Annotated in this window: 14 protein-coding genes; 9 read left to right on the plus strand and 5 right to left on the minus strand. The window is 69.2% G+C overall.

Annotation, left to right across the window (positions count from 1 at the left end):
- Window positions 1-9: 9 nt before the first annotated feature.
- The 4 genes from HRJ34_RS22615 to HRJ34_RS22630 all read left to right on the plus strand — a co-directional run bounded on the left by HRJ34_RS22615 (window position 10) and on the right by HRJ34_RS22630 (window position 3,668).
- A complete protein-coding gene (locus tag HRJ34_RS22615) occupies window positions 10-939 on the plus strand; it encodes an LLM class F420-dependent oxidoreductase (protein ID WP_011952935.1) in 930 nt (309 codons plus the stop codon).
- Window positions 936-1,745: a hypothetical protein gene (locus HRJ34_RS22620; protein WP_208632452.1), complete on the plus strand. Its 810-nt coding sequence runs from the start codon at window positions 936-938 to the stop codon at window positions 1,743-1,745. Before HRJ34_RS22615 ends, HRJ34_RS22620 begins: the two co-directional genes overlap by 4 nt.
- Window positions 1,742-2,515, plus strand: a complete 774-nt coding sequence (locus HRJ34_RS22625; protein ID WP_208632453.1) for an SDR family NAD(P)-dependent oxidoreductase — start codon at window positions 1,742-1,744, stop codon at window positions 2,513-2,515. The genes HRJ34_RS22620 and HRJ34_RS22625 overlap by 4 nt, the downstream gene beginning before the upstream one ends.
- Before the next feature lie 94 nt (window positions 2,516-2,609).
- Window positions 2,610-3,668 (plus strand): hypothetical protein, encoded by a 1,059-nt coding sequence (locus HRJ34_RS22630; RefSeq protein WP_208632454.1) that lies wholly within the window; start codon window positions 2,610-2,612, stop codon window positions 3,666-3,668.
- Here the strand turns inward: HRJ34_RS22630 and HRJ34_RS22635 are convergent.
- From HRJ34_RS22635 to HRJ34_RS22655, 5 genes are all read right to left on the minus strand, one after another.
- Complete coding sequence (locus HRJ34_RS22635) at window positions 3,621-4,592, minus strand: alpha/beta fold hydrolase (protein ID WP_208632455.1); 972 nt, start codon at window positions 4,590-4,592, stop codon at window positions 3,621-3,623. The genes HRJ34_RS22630 and HRJ34_RS22635 overlap by 48 nt on opposite strands.
- Window positions 4,593-4,608: 16 nt before the next feature.
- The gene (locus HRJ34_RS22640; protein WP_011952930.1) at window positions 4,609-5,316 is read right to left on the minus strand and encodes a cupin domain-containing protein; all 708 of its coding nucleotides are present in this window, start codon (window positions 5,314-5,316) and stop codon (window positions 4,609-4,611) included.
- Window positions 5,317-5,491: 175 nt separating this feature from the next.
- Window positions 5,492-6,433, minus strand: a complete 942-nt coding sequence (locus tag HRJ34_RS22645; protein ID WP_208632456.1) for a TauD/TfdA dioxygenase family protein — start codon at window positions 6,431-6,433, stop codon at window positions 5,492-5,494.
- Window positions 6,434-6,444: 11 nt separating this feature from the next.
- The gene (locus tag HRJ34_RS22650) at window positions 6,445-8,127 is read right to left on the minus strand and encodes an N-acyl-D-amino-acid deacylase family protein (RefSeq protein WP_208632457.1); all 1,683 of its coding nucleotides are present in this window, start codon (window positions 8,125-8,127) and stop codon (window positions 6,445-6,447) included.
- Between the two features lie 12 nt (window positions 8,128-8,139).
- Entirely contained in the window at window positions 8,140-9,372 is a 1,233-nt protein-coding gene (locus HRJ34_RS22655) for an MFS transporter (protein WP_208632458.1), read from the minus strand.
- A gap of 276 nt (window positions 9,373-9,648) precedes the next feature.
- Here HRJ34_RS22655 and HRJ34_RS22660 point away from each other — a divergent pair, with 276 nt between their 5' ends.
- The 5 genes from HRJ34_RS22660 (at window position 9,649) to HRJ34_RS22680 (ending at window position 15,856) form a co-directional block, all read left to right on the plus strand.
- The gene (locus tag HRJ34_RS22660; RefSeq protein WP_208632459.1) at window positions 9,649-10,767 is read left to right on the plus strand and encodes a Zn-dependent alcohol dehydrogenase; all 1,119 of its coding nucleotides are present in this window, start codon (window positions 9,649-9,651) and stop codon (window positions 10,765-10,767) included.
- An 18-nt stretch (window positions 10,768-10,785) separates the two neighbouring features.
- On the plus strand, window positions 10,786-12,282 hold the full coding sequence (locus HRJ34_RS22665; RefSeq protein ID WP_208632460.1) for an aldehyde dehydrogenase family protein: 1,497 nt from the start codon (window positions 10,786-10,788) through the stop codon (window positions 12,280-12,282).
- Window positions 12,283-12,691: 409 nt separating this feature from the next.
- A complete protein-coding gene (locus tag HRJ34_RS22670) occupies window positions 12,692-14,425 on the plus strand; it encodes an N-acyl-D-amino-acid deacylase family protein (protein ID WP_011952924.1) in 1,734 nt (577 codons plus the stop codon).
- Between the two features lie 43 nt (window positions 14,426-14,468).
- Complete coding sequence (locus HRJ34_RS22675) at window positions 14,469-15,350, plus strand: TauD/TfdA dioxygenase family protein (protein ID WP_208632461.1); 882 nt, start codon at window positions 14,469-14,471, stop codon at window positions 15,348-15,350.
- Window positions 15,351-15,373: 23 nt separating this feature from the next.
- A complete protein-coding gene (locus tag HRJ34_RS22680; protein WP_029993878.1) occupies window positions 15,374-15,856 on the plus strand; it encodes a hypothetical protein in 483 nt (160 codons plus the stop codon).

The following is a 15,856-nucleotide window of genomic DNA, read 5'->3' on the forward strand; positions in this document are numbered from 1 at the left end:
GAGGGGACGATGCGCATCTCGATGGCGCTGGGCCTGAACCAGTTCGACAATCCGGCCGAGTTCATGTCGGTCGCGGCGATCGCCGAGATGGCGCGCGCGCTGGAGACGGCCGGGATCGACGCCTGCTACGTCACCGATCACCCCGCGCCTGCCCACGCCTGGCTGGCGGCGGGCGGCCATTCGGCGCTCGATCCCTTCGTCCAGCTCACCGCCGTGGCGGCGGTCAGCACGAAGCTGAAGCTCCACAGCCAGATCGTCGTGCTGCCCTATCGCAACCCCTTCCTCACCGCCAAGGCGGCGGCCAGCCTCGACGTGATCTCCGGCGGGCGGATGATCATGGGGGTCGGCGTCGGCTATATGAAGGCCGAGTTCGCGGCGCTCGGCGTGCCGTTCGAGAAGCGCGGCGCGCTGGTCGACGAGGCGCTGCAGGCGATGAAGCTCGCCTGGACCGGCGAGCCGGTCAGCTTCACCGGCCAGTTCTTCGACGCGCAGGAGGTGCAGCTGCTGCCGCTGCCGGTCCAGCGGCCCCACCCGCCGATCTGGTGCGGCGGCAACAGCGAGAAGGCGATCCGCCGCGCCGTCGCCTGGTGCGACGGCTGGGCGCCCTTCCCGGCGCGCGGCAAGCTCAGCGCGATCACCGGCACCGACCAGCTCACCTCGGTCGCGGAGCTCGCCGACAAGATCGCCTTCGCCAGGGACTTGTGCGCCGAGCAGGGGCGGACCCGGCCGTTCGACGTCTGCATGGTCCCGTTCGACATGACCCTCTACAACGGCACCCGCCTCAACGCGCAGGCGATCATCGACCAGCTCGAGGAACTGGCGGCGGCCGGGGTGACGTGGAGCGCGGTCGCGCTGCCGCAGAACGACCGCGGCCAATATGTCGAGAACGTCTTGTGGTTCGGCGAGGAGGTGCTGTCCCGGATCGGCGGCCGGGCATGACCGCGCCCGTCGACGACCGGCCGGTGCCGGAGATCAGGCTGGGCGGCATGCTCTTCTCGCTCGCCCAGCCCGATCCCGGCTGGGAGCGCCATTTCCACCGCTGGTACGAGCGCGACCATTTCTATGCGGGCTGCATGGCGGGGGCGGGCTTCTTCGCCGGCCGCCGCTGGCTCGCCACCCGCGCGATGCGGGCCGAGCGCTTTCCCGCGACGACGCCGGTCGCCGACGACATCCGCGACGGCAGCTTCCTCGTCACCTATTGGGTGCTGGGCGAGCGGCTCGACGAGACGATCACCTGGTCGGTCGAGCAGGTGCTGCGCCTCCACCGGCAGGGCCGGATGGAGGCGCCTCGCCGCAACATCTCGACCGGCTATTACCGCTATGCCGGCGGCGCCTTCCGCGACGCGGACGGGGTGCCGGCCGAGCTGGCGCTCGACCATGGCTATCCGGGGGCGATGGCGATCATGGTCGACGCGGCCGAAGAGGGCGACGCGGTCGCCGACTGGCTGCGCGACGACGTGCTGCCGGGCCTGATCGCGGGAACGGCGGTGCCGATGGCGCTGTGCTTCCGGCCGGTGCCGCTGCCCGACAATGCGCCGGGCAATGTCGCGCGGCCCGACCCCGCCTATTTCCGGCAGCGGGTGATGGTGCTCGCCTTCTTCGACACGGCGCCGCCGGCCGACTGGGACGCGGTGCCGCGCGCCGTCGACGCCGCGCTCCAGGCGTCGGGGCGCGGCGCGCTCGTCTTCGCCGGGCCGTTCATCCCCACGGTGCCCGGCACCGACATGCATGTGGACCAGCTATGACCGATCGTCTTTTCCCTGATGGCGCCGTGCTGCTGTTCGGCGGCAGCGGCGGGCTCGGCGGCGCGATCGCCCTCGAATTCGCCCGCGCCGGCAGCGCGGTGGCGCTCGGCTATCGCGGCAACCGCGAGAAGGCCGAGGCGATGGCGGCCGAGATCGCGGCCGTGGGTGTCGAAGCCAGCACCGTCCAGGCCGACCTCACCGACCGCGCCAGCGTCGAGGCCGCGATCGCCGCGACGATCGAGCGGCACAGCCGGGTCCACAGCATCGTCTTCGCCGCCGGCCCGCTGGTGCCGCAGGTCTACATGTCGCAGGTGACGCCCGAGCAGTGGAAGGCCGCCTTCGCGATCGAGGCCGACGGCTTCTTCAACGTCGTGCAGGCGGCGCTGCCCCATTTTCGCGCGGCGGGCGGTGGCTCCTTCGTCCATCTCGGATCGGCCGGCGATCGGCTGTGGCCCGGCAAGGACGGCCTGTCGGTCGTGCCCAAGGCCGCCAACGAGGCGCTGATACGCGGCATCGCGCGCGAGGAGGGCCGCTTCGGCATTCGCGCCAATTCGGTGCTGGTCGGGGTGATCGCCGGCGGCATGTTCGACAAGCTCGACGCGATCGGCCATTTCGACGAGGCGTGGAAGGACGCGACCCGGAAGTCGCTCTCGATCAAGCGTTACGGCAAGCCCGCCGAGATCGGCCATGCCGCGGTGTTCCTCGCGTCGGAGAAGGCCGCCTATATCACCGGCGAGCAGATTTCGGTGTCGGGCGGCTTCGGGGTCTGATCGGATGGGCGCGTGGGGGTTTCCGGGCGCGCTATCGGCGGTTCGACCTTTCCGCCGCCGGGGATTGGCCCGATTGGGCTGGTGTCTCCTGGGCATGACGGCCATGCGGGCCGAAGCCCCGGCGGCGGCCGAACCCGGGCATTGCGGCGAAGACCAGATCTGCGGGACGGTGAATGCCGAGGACATGGTGCGCCTGGACGGCACCGACTGGGTCATTACCAGCGGTATGGCGGGGCCGGGCGTCGGTCGGGGCGGCCTGTTCGCCATATCCGTCGGGTCACGGACGGCGGCGCCGCTGGCCATCGAAAGCGCCCCGCCCGATCGGGATTTCGCGAGCTGCCCCGCACCCCTCGATCTTGCGCGATTTTCAGCGCATGGCCTGAGCGTCAGGCGCGATGCGGTCGATCGATACACGCTCTTCGTGATCGGCCATGGCGGCCGGGAAGCGGTAGAGCTGTTCGGGATAGAGACCGCAAGGGGGAGGTTGCGCGCGCGGTGGGCCGGATGCGTCCCCGTCCCGTCCGTCGCCGGACCCGATGGCAAGACTCCCGCCACCGGGAATGCCAACGCCGTCGCGGCTCTCCCCGACGGGGGAATCGCCATTACCGTCAGTCCGAAAATGGACCATGGCGATGCGCGATCGGTCGACCGGCTGGCGCAAGGGAGCGGAGCCGGAGATGTCATGCTGTGGCATGGTTCCACCGGCTGGCGGACCCTGGCCGGGAGCCGGTTCCGAGGGATCAACGGCCTGTCGCTGATGCCGGACGGCCGGCGGCTCCTGGTGAGCGCTCAGACGGAAAGAGCCATCTACATGGTGTCGCCGGGGTCGGCGACGCCGGTTCGCATCGCTTCGGAACTGGGATTTTTCCCGGACAATATCCGTCTCGGCGACGATGGGATGTTCTATGCGGCCGGTGCCAAGGGACCCCTGCGGGACGCGGTTCTCTGCGCATTCAGCACCGCAAGGGTGTGCCGGCAGGCTTATGCCGTTCTTCGGATAGACCCGTCGACCCTGACATCGGAGATGGTGGTCGAGGCGGACGGGAACGGCGACTTCGGAATCGCGACCACGGCTCTTCGCGTGGGCGATGCGTTGTGGCTCAGTTCATTTCGCGGCGATCGGATCAGGATATTTCCCGCTCGCGGCGACTGAGAGCGGGCTTGCCCCGGGTCCGACCGTCATCTTCTCCGGCCAGGCCGACAGCAGCCCGTTGACCGCCGCGACGAAGGCCAGCGGATGGTCGATCATGACATGGTGGCCCGCGTCGGGCACCGTCGCGATCGGGGTGAAGCGGGGGCGGAGCTCGCGGATGCGGTCGGCGGCGTCGTCGGCCATGATCTGGGTCTCGCCGCCCAGGATGAAGGCGATCGGCACGTCGGCCGTCGCCAGCAGCTCCAGCATGTCCGGCTCGCGGTCGAGCCGGCTCCACATCGAGAAGTCGAAGCGCCAGCGCCAGCCGGGCCGGTCGCCGCCCTGCTCGGCGATCGACCGCTCCGCCACATAGTCGCGGACGAAGGCGGGCGCGTCGCGGTCGGGCGGCACGAAGCGGAAACGGGCGAGCGCCTCCTCGCGTGTCGCGAACACCGGCGAGGCGCGGGTCGAATAGACGAAATTCTCGACCACGCCCGGCGCGGGAAAGCCGCCCGTGTCGATCAGGATCAGCGCCGACAGCGCCTCGGGCATCTCGACGGCGGCGACCAGCGAGGGATGGCCGCCGAAGCTGTGCGCCATCCAGATCGGCGGAACCGGCCCGTCGAGCAGCCCCGTCGCCCGCGCGACCGCGACAGCCTCGCGCGCGAAGCCGTGGATCGAATAAAGCTCGCGCCAGTCGGACCTGCCCATCCCCGACCAGGAGAAGGCGACGACGCGGTAGCGGTCGGCGAACATCGGCGCGATGAAGCTCCACCAGTCGGCATGGGCCGCGCCGCCGTGGAGCAGGAACAGGCCGGGCTTCGCCGGATCGCCCCAGGCCAATGTCTCGATGGTCGCGCCTTCGGCCTGCACCGTCCCGCGTTCGGGCGTGCAGGCGAGCGCGTCGCGGAACCAGGCCGGCCCGCCCGCTGCTGTCGATGTCATGCGCTGGATGGCCGGATCAGGCGGCCTGCTTGCCGAACGCCGCGAGCACCGCGACCACGCCCTCGCCACCCGCGACCACCGGGGCGAACGCCTCGCCCTCGTCGGCCCACAGGCAGGATTTGGGGCCGTAGGCCCGGCCGTCGACCTCGGCGCTGCCGGAGATGACCAGCAGGAAGCGGCCATGGCTCGCCTCGGCGGGGAAGGCGAGCGCCTCGCCCGGCGCGGCGCTGAGCCGATAGGCGCCGACCCCGTCGGGCTGGGTGAAGATCGGCGCGACGCCCGCCGCCGCCTCGGCCGCCTCGTCGACCTCGCCCATCAGCATCCGCCGCTTCGACCCGCTTGTGTGGCGCACCTCGCGCAGCAGCTTCGCCTCGGCCGGCATCTGGTGATAGCTGGTGGTCGATAGCGGCCGCAGCGTGAAATAGGCATAGCCCTCTTCGGTCGCGATGATCGGGCCGTAGGTCGTATAGGCGTCGGTATAGTGGATCGATCCGGGATGCAGCTCGAAGCGGCCGAGCTTGGCATTGCCCTCGACGAAGATCTGGAACTGGTCGACCGCGTGGAAATGGCCGGGGATGACATGGCCGGCGCCCGCGCGGACGAGGAAAGCCTGCGGCGTGTCGCTGTCGATCTGCCGCTCGCCGATGAAGTCGGTCGCGCTCGCCACGCCGTCGCTCTGAACGCGGTTCGCCGCCATCGCCTGCTCGAGAGTCGCACTGATCATCCTGTCCCTCCATCGCTTATCGCGTCTAGAATTATAGCAAGCGACTGGTTGGTTCAAGCCAAACCGCCCGATCCGCGTCATTCCAGCGGAAGCTGGAATCTCTCTGCCTTCCTGTGACCAACGCGGCGATGAAGAAGGGAAATCCCAGCTTCCGCTGGGATGACCTGTTGTGGGTTCAGCCTTCGCCTCTCCCAAGCACCCGGCCGAGCCCGTAATCGCCGGCCAGGCTGGTCCGCTGCATGCGGCGCGGATAGTGCGGGGGGACGCCCTCGGCCGAATGCATGGCGCGCCAATTGTCCCAGATGATCATGTCGCCCACCGCCCATTGGTGGAAATAGGCGAAGTCGGCGGTGCAGCAATGGTCGATCACCGCGCCGAGCAGCGCGTCGCCCTCGGGATCGTCCCTGCCGGCGATGCCGACCGCGAACAGCGGCGCGACGTTGAGCACCTTCCGGCCGGTGTCGCGCTCGGTATAGACCATCGGATGGACGACCGGCGGGAAGTCGCGGTCGAGCACGTCGCCGTCGAACATCCCGGCCTTCATCGACGGCGCCACCAGCGCCATGTCGGCGGGGCGGCAATAGCGGCGCTTCATCATGTCGGGCTGGAAGCGATAGACCACGCCGAGCCCCTCGATCCGCCGCTTGAGATCGTCGGGCAGCAGCTCGTACAGGCGGATGCGGTCCATGAAGCCGGTGCGGCCGCCCTCGGGCGGCACCTCCAGCGCGCGCAGCATGCTGCCATGGTTGATCTCGGCCATGTAGGACAGGTCGAAATGCCAGGGCAGCCAGCCGGCCAGCGCGCGCCCCTCGATCCGGTAGACGGCGTGGTAGGACAGGTCGCCCGGCCGGCTGGGCGGGGTGTAGGACATGTCGACCACCTCGGGAAAACCCTCGACCTGGTTCTTGTTGACCGGGTGGACCTGGAGCGTGCCGAAGCAGCGGCTGAGCGCGACATGGATGTCGGGCGAGGTGCCGATGCGCGGGAACAGCAGCACGCCATGGTCGGCGAAGGCCCGGCGCAACGCATCGGTCAGCGCGGGATCGCCGATCCGGGCGGGATCGAGGGTGATTCGCGCGCCGACATGGGGGGAGAGCCGCTCGATGGCGATCGGCATGGCGGCCTCCTTCACGCGCTGGCGCGGCCGGGGCGCAGCACCCGGCCGGGATAGGCGCCGCTGTGGCGGCCCTCCTCGAACAGGATCGCGCCGTTGACGATGACGTGGCGGATGCCCTCGGCCTCGACGACGAGGCGGCGGGCGCCGCCGGGCAGGTCATCGCGCGGCACCGGCCGGGCGCTGTCCGATCCCACCGTCGCGGGGTCGAAGATGACGATGTCGGCCGCGAGGCCGGGCTTCAGCCGGCCGCGGTCGGACAGGCCGAAGACGTCGGCCGGGTCCGAGGTCAGCCGCATCACCGCCGTCTCCAGGTCGAGCAGGCCGCGCCGGCGGACGAGGTCGCCGAGCATCTCGGTCGTGTAGCCGGCGTTGCACAATATGCCGACATGCGCGCCGCCGTCGGACAGGCCGATCAGGGTGCGGGGATCGCCGAGGAATTCCTCCGGCACGCCGAAGCGGACGGCGGTGAACGCGGTCGCGAGATCGTCTTCCAGGGCGAGGTCGAAGAAGGCGTCGAGCGGGTCCTGCCCGCGCTCCGCGCCGATCTCGACCAGGGTGCGGCCGATCAGCCGTTCGAGATCGGCCCGGCCGGTCGCGATCACCCAGACCATCGACCAGTCGCCGTGGAAGGCGGCGGCCTGTTCGGCGATCTCGTCGCGGAACGCCCGGCGGAAGGCGGGATCGCGGTAGATCGCCGCCTGCACCTCGCGCGGCTGGTTGAACACGCCGCGCAGCGACGCGAAGGACGACAGCATGAACGGATCGCGCAGGTTGAGGTCGCTGACCAGGTTGGTCGAATGCATCTGCGGCCGCGCGCCGCGCGCGACCAGCGGCGCGACCTGCTCCATCGCGCGGAGATGCGCCTCGGGCTTGTCGAGGAACTTCATCAGCGCGAGGAAGGTCAGCGGCGCGCGGCTGGCCTCCAGCATGCGGTCGAGCAGCTCATAGTCGGCGGGCTTCATCCACGGCGCCACCGATCCGATCGCCATCTCGATCGCGCCGTGCCCGATCGCGCCCAGTTCGGCGGCATAGGCGACCAGCTCGTCGGCGCTGGCCGGCACGCTGGCGAGCGGCTTGCCCTGATAGCCGATGTGCGACGGGGCCTGGGTCGAGGAGAAGCCGACCGCGCCGGCCGCCATCGCCTCGCGCAGCAGCGCGCGGATGCGCGTCGTCTCCTCCGCCGTCGCCGGGCGCTCCATCGCTTCGTCGCCCAGCACATAGCGGCGGAACGGCGCGAGCGGGGCGAGGAAGGCGAGGTTGAGCCCGCAGCCGCGCCGCTCGGCGGCGTCCATATAGTCGGGGAAGCTTTCCCAGTCCCAGCTCAGCCCCTGCGCGAGGGTCTCATAGGGGATCGCCTCGAGGTTCACGAGGTCCCAGGTCGCCTTGTCGCGGTCCCCGGGCCGGCAGGGCGCGACGCCGACCCCGCAATTGCCGAGCACCACCGTGGTGACGCCGTGCCAGCTCGACGGGGTCAGCAGCAGGTCCCAGCACATCTGGGCGTCATAATGGGTGTGCGGATCGACGAAGCCGGGGGCGACGATCATGCCCTTCGCGTCGATGGTGCGGGCGGCGTCGCCCGCGACCGCGCCGATCGCGGCGATGCGGCCGTCCTTCACCGCGACGTCGGCGTCGAAGCGCGGCGCGCCGGTGCCGTCGACGACGGTGCCGTTGCGGATCAGAAGGTCGAAGGACATGGGAACCTCCAGTCAGGTGGCCGGCGCGGCGCGGACGGCCGGCACGCCGCTGCGCAGCCCGGCCAGCGCCGACAGGAACAGGATGATGCCGATCGTCAGGAAGGCGCCGTGCCCGCCCAGCCCGGCGAACAGCAGGAAGAACAGCAGCGGACTGAGGAACTGGCCGCTGTTGATCGCCGGCGAGACCAGCCCGATCGCCCGGCCGCGCGTCTCGGCGGCGGTGCGGTCGAGCACGACGTTGAGCAGATAGGGCTGCATCAGCCCGCCGCCCGATCCCAGCAGCAGGCATCCCGCCGCCGACAGCAGCAGGTCATGCGACAGGCCGAGCACCGACACGCCCGATCCGATCAGCGCCAGGTTCAGCGCGAACATCCGGCGCGGGCCCAGCCGGACGTGGAGGCTGCCGTAGAAGATCGACGCGATCGTATAGGCGACGGTGCCGCCGGCGATCACCCAGCCGATCGTCGTCGGCGGCGCGTCATGATCCGATGCGAGCAGCAGCGGCACCTGCGTCTGTTGCAGGATGGTGATCGCCGATATCGCGATCAGGATGGCATAGACCGGCCAGAGGATCAGCAGCCCGCGCATGGCCGGCGCCGCCACGGTCCGCGCCTGCTCGCGCGGGCGGGCCTCGACCGCGAACAGGACGATCAGCATCATCGCCAGCGCGGTCGCGCCGTAGAGGGCGAAGGGCGCGCGCCAGCCGGCGGCCTCGGCGATCCGCGCCGACAGCATCACCGACAGCACCGCGAAGCCCGCCGCCACCGTCGTCTTGAAGCCGAGCACGCGCGATCGCCCGCCGCCGACGAAGCTGTCGCCGAGCAGGGTCACCGATGCGGTGAAGATCGTCGCGGCGCAGAAGCCCAGGCCGAAGCGCGACGCGAACAGCGCGGTCGCGCTTTCGAGCAGCAGGCCGGCTGAACCGCACAGCCCGTAGCAGGGCAGCGCGCCCAGCAGCACGGCGCGGATGCCGAAGCGCTGGATCAGCCAGCCCGCGACCGGCCCGCCGATCACGACGCCGAGGCTGGCGGTGGTGACGACGAGCTGCGCGACGAGCGCGGCGGAGGCGTCATGCCCGAAATGCGCCTTGATCGCGACCATGCTGGGCGACAGGGCGGTGGTCATCAGCCCGGTGAAGCAGCCGCCCGCCGTCATGACGAAGATCGCCAGCATCCGCCGCGCCCGCGCGACGGGGGTGGTCCCCTGCGCGACATATTCGCCCAAGCCGGCACTCTGGCTCGCCATGCCCGCCTCTCCCGATCGGTGCTCCGCGCTTCTCGTCGGACGGGAAGGCTAGAAAGGGCCGTCCTGTCTGTCAACCGATCGGTTGGTTCTTTCGTTGCGAGCGGGCGGGGCGATGTGTCGCTAGAAAAAACCGGCGGATAATATCCGATATTATCGGGATTCCTTCGGCTGTTGAAGCGCGCTCATTATGATATTTAGGAAACAAGCGATTGTCCGGTTAGAGGGGTGGTGTTAGGTTCGCGCCGCTTGCCCGGAGAGGCGAGGAAGGAGAGCCGGATGCGCGCAGCCCTGTTGCACCAAGACAGTAATACCCCCCGACTGGAAGAGGTCGCGGTCGAGGAGCCTCGCTTCGGCGAGGTGCTGGTCCGGATCGCCGCCTCGGGCATCTGCGGGTCGGACCTCCATGTCGTCCACAACCGCAGCAATGTCGGCAAGGACCGGCCCGTCATCCTGGGCCATGAGGGCGCGGGCGTGGTCGAGGCGGTCGGGCCCGGCGTCCGCGACCTCAAGCGCGGCGACCATGTCGTGATGGCGATGTTCGGGCCCTGCGGCCATTGCGACCCGTGCAGCAGCGGCAAGCTCCAGTTCTGCGACGGCCCCGAGTTCAAGAGCGCGGTCGGGCGCATGGCCGACGATTCGACCCGTTTCTCGCAGGACGGCCGCATGGTCTTCCCGATGGTCGGGGTCGGCTCGCTCGCCGAATATGCGGTGATGCGGGAGGCGATGCTGGTCAAGGTCGCGCCGCACCTGCCGCTCGACCGGCTCTGCTTCTGCGCCTGTTCGGTGACGACCGGGCTCGGCGCGGTGTTCAACGTCGCCAAGGTGACGCCGGGGACCAGCGTCGCGGTGATCGGCTGCGGCGGCGTCGGCCTCAACGTGATCCAGGGCGCGCGGATCGCCGGTGCCTCGCGGATCATCGCGATCGACACCAACCGGGCGAAGCTCGACATCGCATCGAACATGGGCGCGACCGACCTGATCCAGAGCGGCGGCGATCCGGCCGAGGTCGACGCCGCGGTCAAGGCGCTCCAGCCGCGCGGCGTCGACTTCGCCTTCGAGGTGGTCGGCAACCATGCGCTGATCCGCCAGGCGGTCGGCTTCACCGGGCGCGGCGGGACGACGGTGATGATCGGCGGCGTGCCCTGGGCGTCGGACGTCTCGGTCAATGCCGGGCTGCTGTTCGGCGAGCGCAAGCTGATGGGCTGCCTCGGCGGCGGCAATATCCCGGGGCGGGAGATTCCGCGCATCGTCGGCCTCTACGAGCGCGGCATGCTCAAGCTCGACGAGCTGGTGGGGAAGACCTTCGATTTCGACGACATCGGCGAAGCGATCGCCGAGGCCGACCGGGCGCAGACCGCGAAGACCGTGGTCGCGATCGACCGCGCCTTGCTCTGACGGGAATGGGGAGACGACATGGCGGACTATGACCGCGCCGACACACGCGTGCGGCGCTTCCAGAATCTGATCGACGGCCAGTCGCGGCCGGCCGCGAACGGCGGCTGGATCGACAGCATCGATCCGGCGACCGGGCAGGTCTGGGCGCAGATCCCCGACGGCCGCGCCGACGACATCGACGCGGCGGTCGCCGCCGCGAAGCGCGCCTTCCGGGGGCCGTGGCGGCAGATGGCGGCGGCGCAGCGCGCGGCGCTGCTGCGCAAGGTGGCCGAGCTGGTCGGGCCCCGGCTGGAGGAACTGGCGGTCATCGAGACCCGCGACAACGGCAAGATCATCACCGACACCCGCGCCGGCGACATCCCCGCGATCGCGCAGATGTTCCATTACTGGGCGGGCGCCGCCGACAAGATCCATGGCGAGACGATCCAGGTCAGCCCGGCGAGCGTGAACTATGTCCAGCGCGAGCCGATCGGCGTGGTCGGCATCATCGTGCCGTGGAACTCGCCGGGATCGGTGTTCGCGGCGAAGGTTGGCGCGGCGCTGGCGGCGGGGAACACCGTCGTCGTCAAGCCGGCCGAGACCGCCTCCTGCTCGATCCTCGTCTTTGCCGAGCTGTTCGAGCAGGCGGGTTTCCCGCCCGGCGTGGTCAACGTCGTCGCCGGCCTCGGGGCGGAGGCGGGCGACGCGATCGCCGGCCATCCCGACGTCGGCAAGATCAGCTTCACCGGATCGACCCTGACCGCGCGGGCGATCACCCGCCGATCGGCCGAGGCGATCAAGCCGCTGAGCTTCGAGCTGGGCGGCAAGTCCGCCAACATCGTCTTCGCCGACGCCGACCTCGACGCCGCCGCGATCGGCGTGACGACGATGGGCATCTTCAACGGCGCCGCCGGCCAGTCGTGCATCGCCGGGTCGCGCATCCTGGTGCAGCGGCCGATCTATGACGAGATGATCGCGCGGATGGTGAAGATCATCACCGGCATCCGGCTCGGCGACCCGATGGACGCGGCCAGCCAGATGGGTCCGATCGCGCTCGACCGCCAGTTCGAGAAGGTGAAGTCCTATCTCGACCTCGGCCGGCAGGAGGGCGGCGAGGCGCTGTGCGGCGGCCAGGCGGGGGAGGCGGTGTTCGGCGCCGGATCGCCCCATGCCGGCGGCTATTTCGTCCAGCCGACCTTGTTCGCCGGGCTCGACAACCAGGCGCGCACGGTGCGCGAGGAGATCTTCGGCCCGGTCGCCTGCGTGCTGCCGTTCGACGATGCCGAGGAGGCGGTCGCGATCGCCAATGATTCGAACTACGGCCTCGCCTGCGGGCTGTGGACCAACGACCTCAAGCGCGCCCACCGCATGGCGGCGGCGATCGAGGCGGGGGCGGTGTGGGTCAACACCTATCGCCGCCTGCACTGGGCGGTGCCGTTCGGCGGCTACAAGGACAGCGGCTATGGCCGCGACAGCGGGATGGAGAGCCTGCGCGGCTATCAGCAGACCAAGTCGGTCTGGGTCGACCTGGCATAAACATGCAGGGCATCAACGCCGGGCCGTCATTCCCGCGAAAGCGGGAATCCACGGTTACGGGACGTCCGTTGCTGCTGGGTGCCGCCGTCCATGGATTCCCGCTTTCGCGGGAATGACGGCGAGGGAAGCGGATCGACGATCAGTCATAAACCTATCGAGTGCTTAGTATTATTTTCCGGCAATTCGAGATTCTCAATTTCATCGACTGGGCTGAGGTAGGGCGAGGATGTAGGAGATAAAATATTGATTTTTATATGTTAAATGACGGCGCGTCGTCATGCGGGACGGCACGCCATCATTCTTCTCGTCGATATAGACAAGCGATCGGTTGGTAGATAGATTGCGAGTCATCGGGCGATTCAGCCGGCCGCTGCGACGGCAAGGCGCGCCCCATCGATAGGAGAAGTGGATGACGGGCGTTGCCGAACATTTCGATCTGCTGATTCGCAACGGCATCGTCGTCGACGGCACCGGCCTGCCGCGCCGCCGGCTCGACGTCGGCATCCGCGACGGCAAGGTCGCCAAGTTCGCGCATCTCGCGGAGGCGACCGCCGACGAGGAGATCGACGCCAAGGGCTGCATCGTCGCGCCCGGCATTGTCGATCCGCATACCCATTATGATCCGCAGATCACCTTCGATCCCTATGCCACCGTGTCCTGCTTCCATGGCGTGACGACGGTGCTGGCGGGCAATTGCGGCTTCTCGGTCGCGCCGTGCAAGGCGGAGGACCGTGAATATCTGAAGGGCATCTTCGCCCGGGTGGAGGAGATGAATCCGATCGCGCTCGGCGCCGTCCGCTGGGACGAGTTCGAGACGTTCGACGAGTTCCTCCAGACCCGCAAGGGCAGGCTCGGCATCAACTTCGCCTGCTATGTCGGCCATTCGAACCTGCGCCGCTGGGTGATGGGCGACGATTCGCACCGTCGCGCCGCGACCGAGGACGAGGTCCGGCAAATGCGGGCGATGCTCGCCGAGGCGCTCGAGGCCGGGGCCGCCGGCCTCTCCTCCTCGGCGGCGGCGGTGCATATGGACATCAACGGCGATCCGGTGCCGTCGCGCCTCGCCGAGCGCAGCGAGTTCCTCGCGCTGGCCGAGGAGCTGGGCCGTTTCGGCAAGGGATCGATCACCTTCCTGCCGGCCAGCTCGATCGGCGGCCTCAACGAGGAGGACAAGGACTATCTGATCGAGCTCGGCAAGCGATCGGGCGTGCCGGTGATCATCCAGGGGCTGGGCGGACGCAACAAGGTCGATGCGCCGACCGCGACCTGGGAGGCGTCGGTCGAGTTCCTCGACCGGGCGACGGCGGCGGGCGCGCCGGTCTATTCGCTGCTGATCTCCCGCCCGTTCGATCGGCCGGTCGTGTTCAGCCCCGAATGTCCCCATTATGCGGCGGTCGCGTCGTGGCATGCGATGATGCGCCTGCCGAAGGCGGAGCGCGACGCCATGCTGCGCGATCCCGCCGCGCGCGACGAGATGCGCCAGGCGGTCGAGAACTACAACCGCGACCCCAAGAAGGGCACGATCCTGCCGCCGCCGCTGTGGACCGCTTTGTTCGTCGACCATGTCGCGAACGATCGCAACGCCGGGTTGCAGGGCAAGAGTGTCGCCGAGATCGCCGAGGAGACGGGCAAGGCGCCCGGCGACGTGGTGCTCGACCTGCTGCTCGACGAGGACATGGCGACCGAGTTCCGCTGGCGCACCGAGACGCCCGAATGGGCCGAGGCGGTGCGCGTGGCGCAGCAGGACCCGCGCATGATCGTCGGCGTGTCCGACGGCGGCGCCCATCTCGCCAAGGACGACGCGGCCGACTGGAGCTCCTACTTCCTGCGCTCCTGGGTGCTCGATCGCGGCGCCTGGACGCTGGAGGAGGGCATCCGCCAGATCACCCAGATCCCGGCCTCGCTGCTCGGCCTGGTCGATCGCGGCACGCTGAAGGTGACTGGCCCGGCGGACATCATGATCTTCGATCCCGAGACGATCGGCCCGTGGCGCAAGGAATTCGCGCGCGACCTGCCGGGCGGCGTCGGGCGGTTCAAGGCATGGGGCAAGGGCGTCAAGGCGACGATCGTCAACGGCCGGCCGATCGTCCTCGACGGCGCGCTGACCACCAACCTGCCGGGCGAGGTGGTCTCGCCGGCCTGACCGGCGGGCCGGATCGCAGGACAAACAGGAGAGGGTTGTACGGATGGACATCCGCAAGGTGACGGCGAATATCGGGGCGGACGTGCACGGCGTCGATCTGTCCCAGCCGCTCGACAAGGGCGTGGTGACGGAGCTTCGCGCCGCGCTGCTCGAGCATCTGGTCCTGTTCTTCCGCGGGCAGCGCAAGCTGTCGGTCGAGGAGCATGTCCGCTTCGGGCGCTATTTCGGCGATATCGATCCGCCGCTGTTCCGCACGGCGTCGTCGCCCGCGCCAGAGGTGATCGTCCTCGACCAGAAGAACCCGAAGGGCGAGGGCGCCGACAGCTGGCACGCCGACAACACCTATATGCCGGCGCCGCCGATGGGATCGATCCTCCAGGCGCAGATATTGCCGTCGATCGGCGGCGATACCTGCTTCGCCAATATGTACGTCGCCTACGAGGCGCTGTCGCCCAACCTGCGGGCGATGCTCGACGGGCTCGACGCGATCCACTCGCTCGAGCAGATGGCCGAGCGGACCAAGCATGTCATGGGCGCGTCGCTGCGCGACAAGGTCGACCAGTGGCCGCCGGTGCTCCACCCGGTCGTCGCGGTCCATCCCGAGACCGGCCGCCGCCTGCTCAACGTCAACGCCAACTGGACGGTGGCGATCGACGGGATGAGCCGGGCCGAGAGCGACGCGCTGCTGCGCCTGCTCTACGACCATGTCCGCAGCCCCGAATTCCAGGTGCGGCTGCGCTGGAACACCGGCGACGTCGCCTTCTGGGACAACCGGTCGGTGCAGCATTACGCCGTCGCCGACTATCGCGAGCGACGGATGATGCAGCGGGTGACGATCGCCGGCACCCGCATCCAGGGCATCCCTGACGCGGAGCGCGCCAACACGAAACAAGGGGCGGATCGCGAAAAAGCGCACGCCCGCTGAGAGAAGATCATCGGAGAGGATGCATGGACGAGACCGTCGACCCCAATCTCAACAAGAAGGCCCGCTTCACCCATCTCGACGACTTCAAGTGGCAGGAGGTCCGCCGCCAGCAGCATGGCGACCGCACCGCCTCGGTCCGCGAGAAGTGGATGGAGTTCTCCGACAAATATCTGTCGCTCTACGCCGAATGGGATGCGGGCATGGTGGTCCGCCCGCACGGCCACAACAGCAACCACGTCGTCTTCGTCCTCGACGGCGACATGATGTGCGGCGACATCCATTGCCCGGCCGGCACCCATATCGCGCTCGACAAGGGCGACACCTTCGGCCCGTTCATCGCGGGGCCCGACGGGGTCAAGCTGTTCGAGGTGATGATGGGCGACCCGCGCTCCTTTCCCGCCAACCGCGAGGATTATGAGAAGCTGCTCGCCGACAAGGGCATCGTCCCGCTTCCCAATCCGCCGATCGACATGCCGACCTGGCTGAAGGACACGAGGAACAACTGA

The organism is Rhizorhabdus wittichii, assembly GCF_017607425.1.
Lineage (GTDB): Bacteria > Pseudomonadota > Alphaproteobacteria > Sphingomonadales > Sphingomonadaceae > Rhizorhabdus > Rhizorhabdus wittichii.

Bases quoted from the DNA above. Each gene is read 5' to 3' on its own strand.
- HRJ34_RS22680 (WP_029993878.1), top strand. From the start codon at position 15,374: ATGGACGAGACCGTCGACCCCAATCTCAACAAGAAGGCCCGCTTCACC.
- HRJ34_RS22645 (WP_208632456.1), bottom strand. From the start codon at position 6,433: ATGCCGATCGCCATCGAGCGGCTCTCCCCCCATGTCGGCGCGCGAATC.
- HRJ34_RS22630 (WP_208632454.1), top strand. From the start codon at position 2,610: ATGACGGCCATGCGGGCCGAAGCCCCGGCGGCGGCCGAACCCGGGCAT.
- HRJ34_RS22655 (WP_208632458.1), bottom strand. From the start codon at position 9,372: ATGGCGAGCCAGAGTGCCGGCTTGGGCGAATATGTCGCGCAGGGGACC.
- HRJ34_RS22665 (WP_208632460.1), top strand. From the start codon at position 10,786: ATGGCGGACTATGACCGCGCCGACACACGCGTGCGGCGCTTCCAGAAT.
- HRJ34_RS22640 (WP_011952930.1), bottom strand. From the start codon at position 5,316: ATGATCAGTGCGACTCTCGAGCAGGCGATGGCGGCGAACCGCGTTCAG.
- HRJ34_RS22675 (WP_208632461.1), top strand. From the start codon at position 14,469: ATGGACATCCGCAAGGTGACGGCGAATATCGGGGCGGACGTGCACGGC.
- HRJ34_RS22615 (WP_011952935.1), top strand. From the start codon at position 10: ATGCGCATCTCGATGGCGCTGGGCCTGAACCAGTTCGACAATCCGGCC.
- HRJ34_RS22625 (WP_208632453.1), top strand. From the start codon at position 1,742: ATGACCGATCGTCTTTTCCCTGATGGCGCCGTGCTGCTGTTCGGCGGC.
- HRJ34_RS22660 (WP_208632459.1), top strand. From the start codon at position 9,649: ATGCGCGCAGCCCTGTTGCACCAAGACAGTAATACCCCCCGACTGGAA.
- HRJ34_RS22620 (WP_208632452.1), top strand. From the start codon at position 936: ATGACCGCGCCCGTCGACGACCGGCCGGTGCCGGAGATCAGGCTGGGC.
- HRJ34_RS22670 (WP_011952924.1), top strand. From the start codon at position 12,692: ATGACGGGCGTTGCCGAACATTTCGATCTGCTGATTCGCAACGGCATC.
- HRJ34_RS22635 (WP_208632455.1), bottom strand. From the start codon at position 4,592: ATGACATCGACAGCAGCGGGCGGGCCGGCCTGGTTCCGCGACGCGCTC.
- HRJ34_RS22650 (WP_208632457.1), bottom strand. From the start codon at position 8,127: ATGTCCTTCGACCTTCTGATCCGCAACGGCACCGTCGTCGACGGCACC.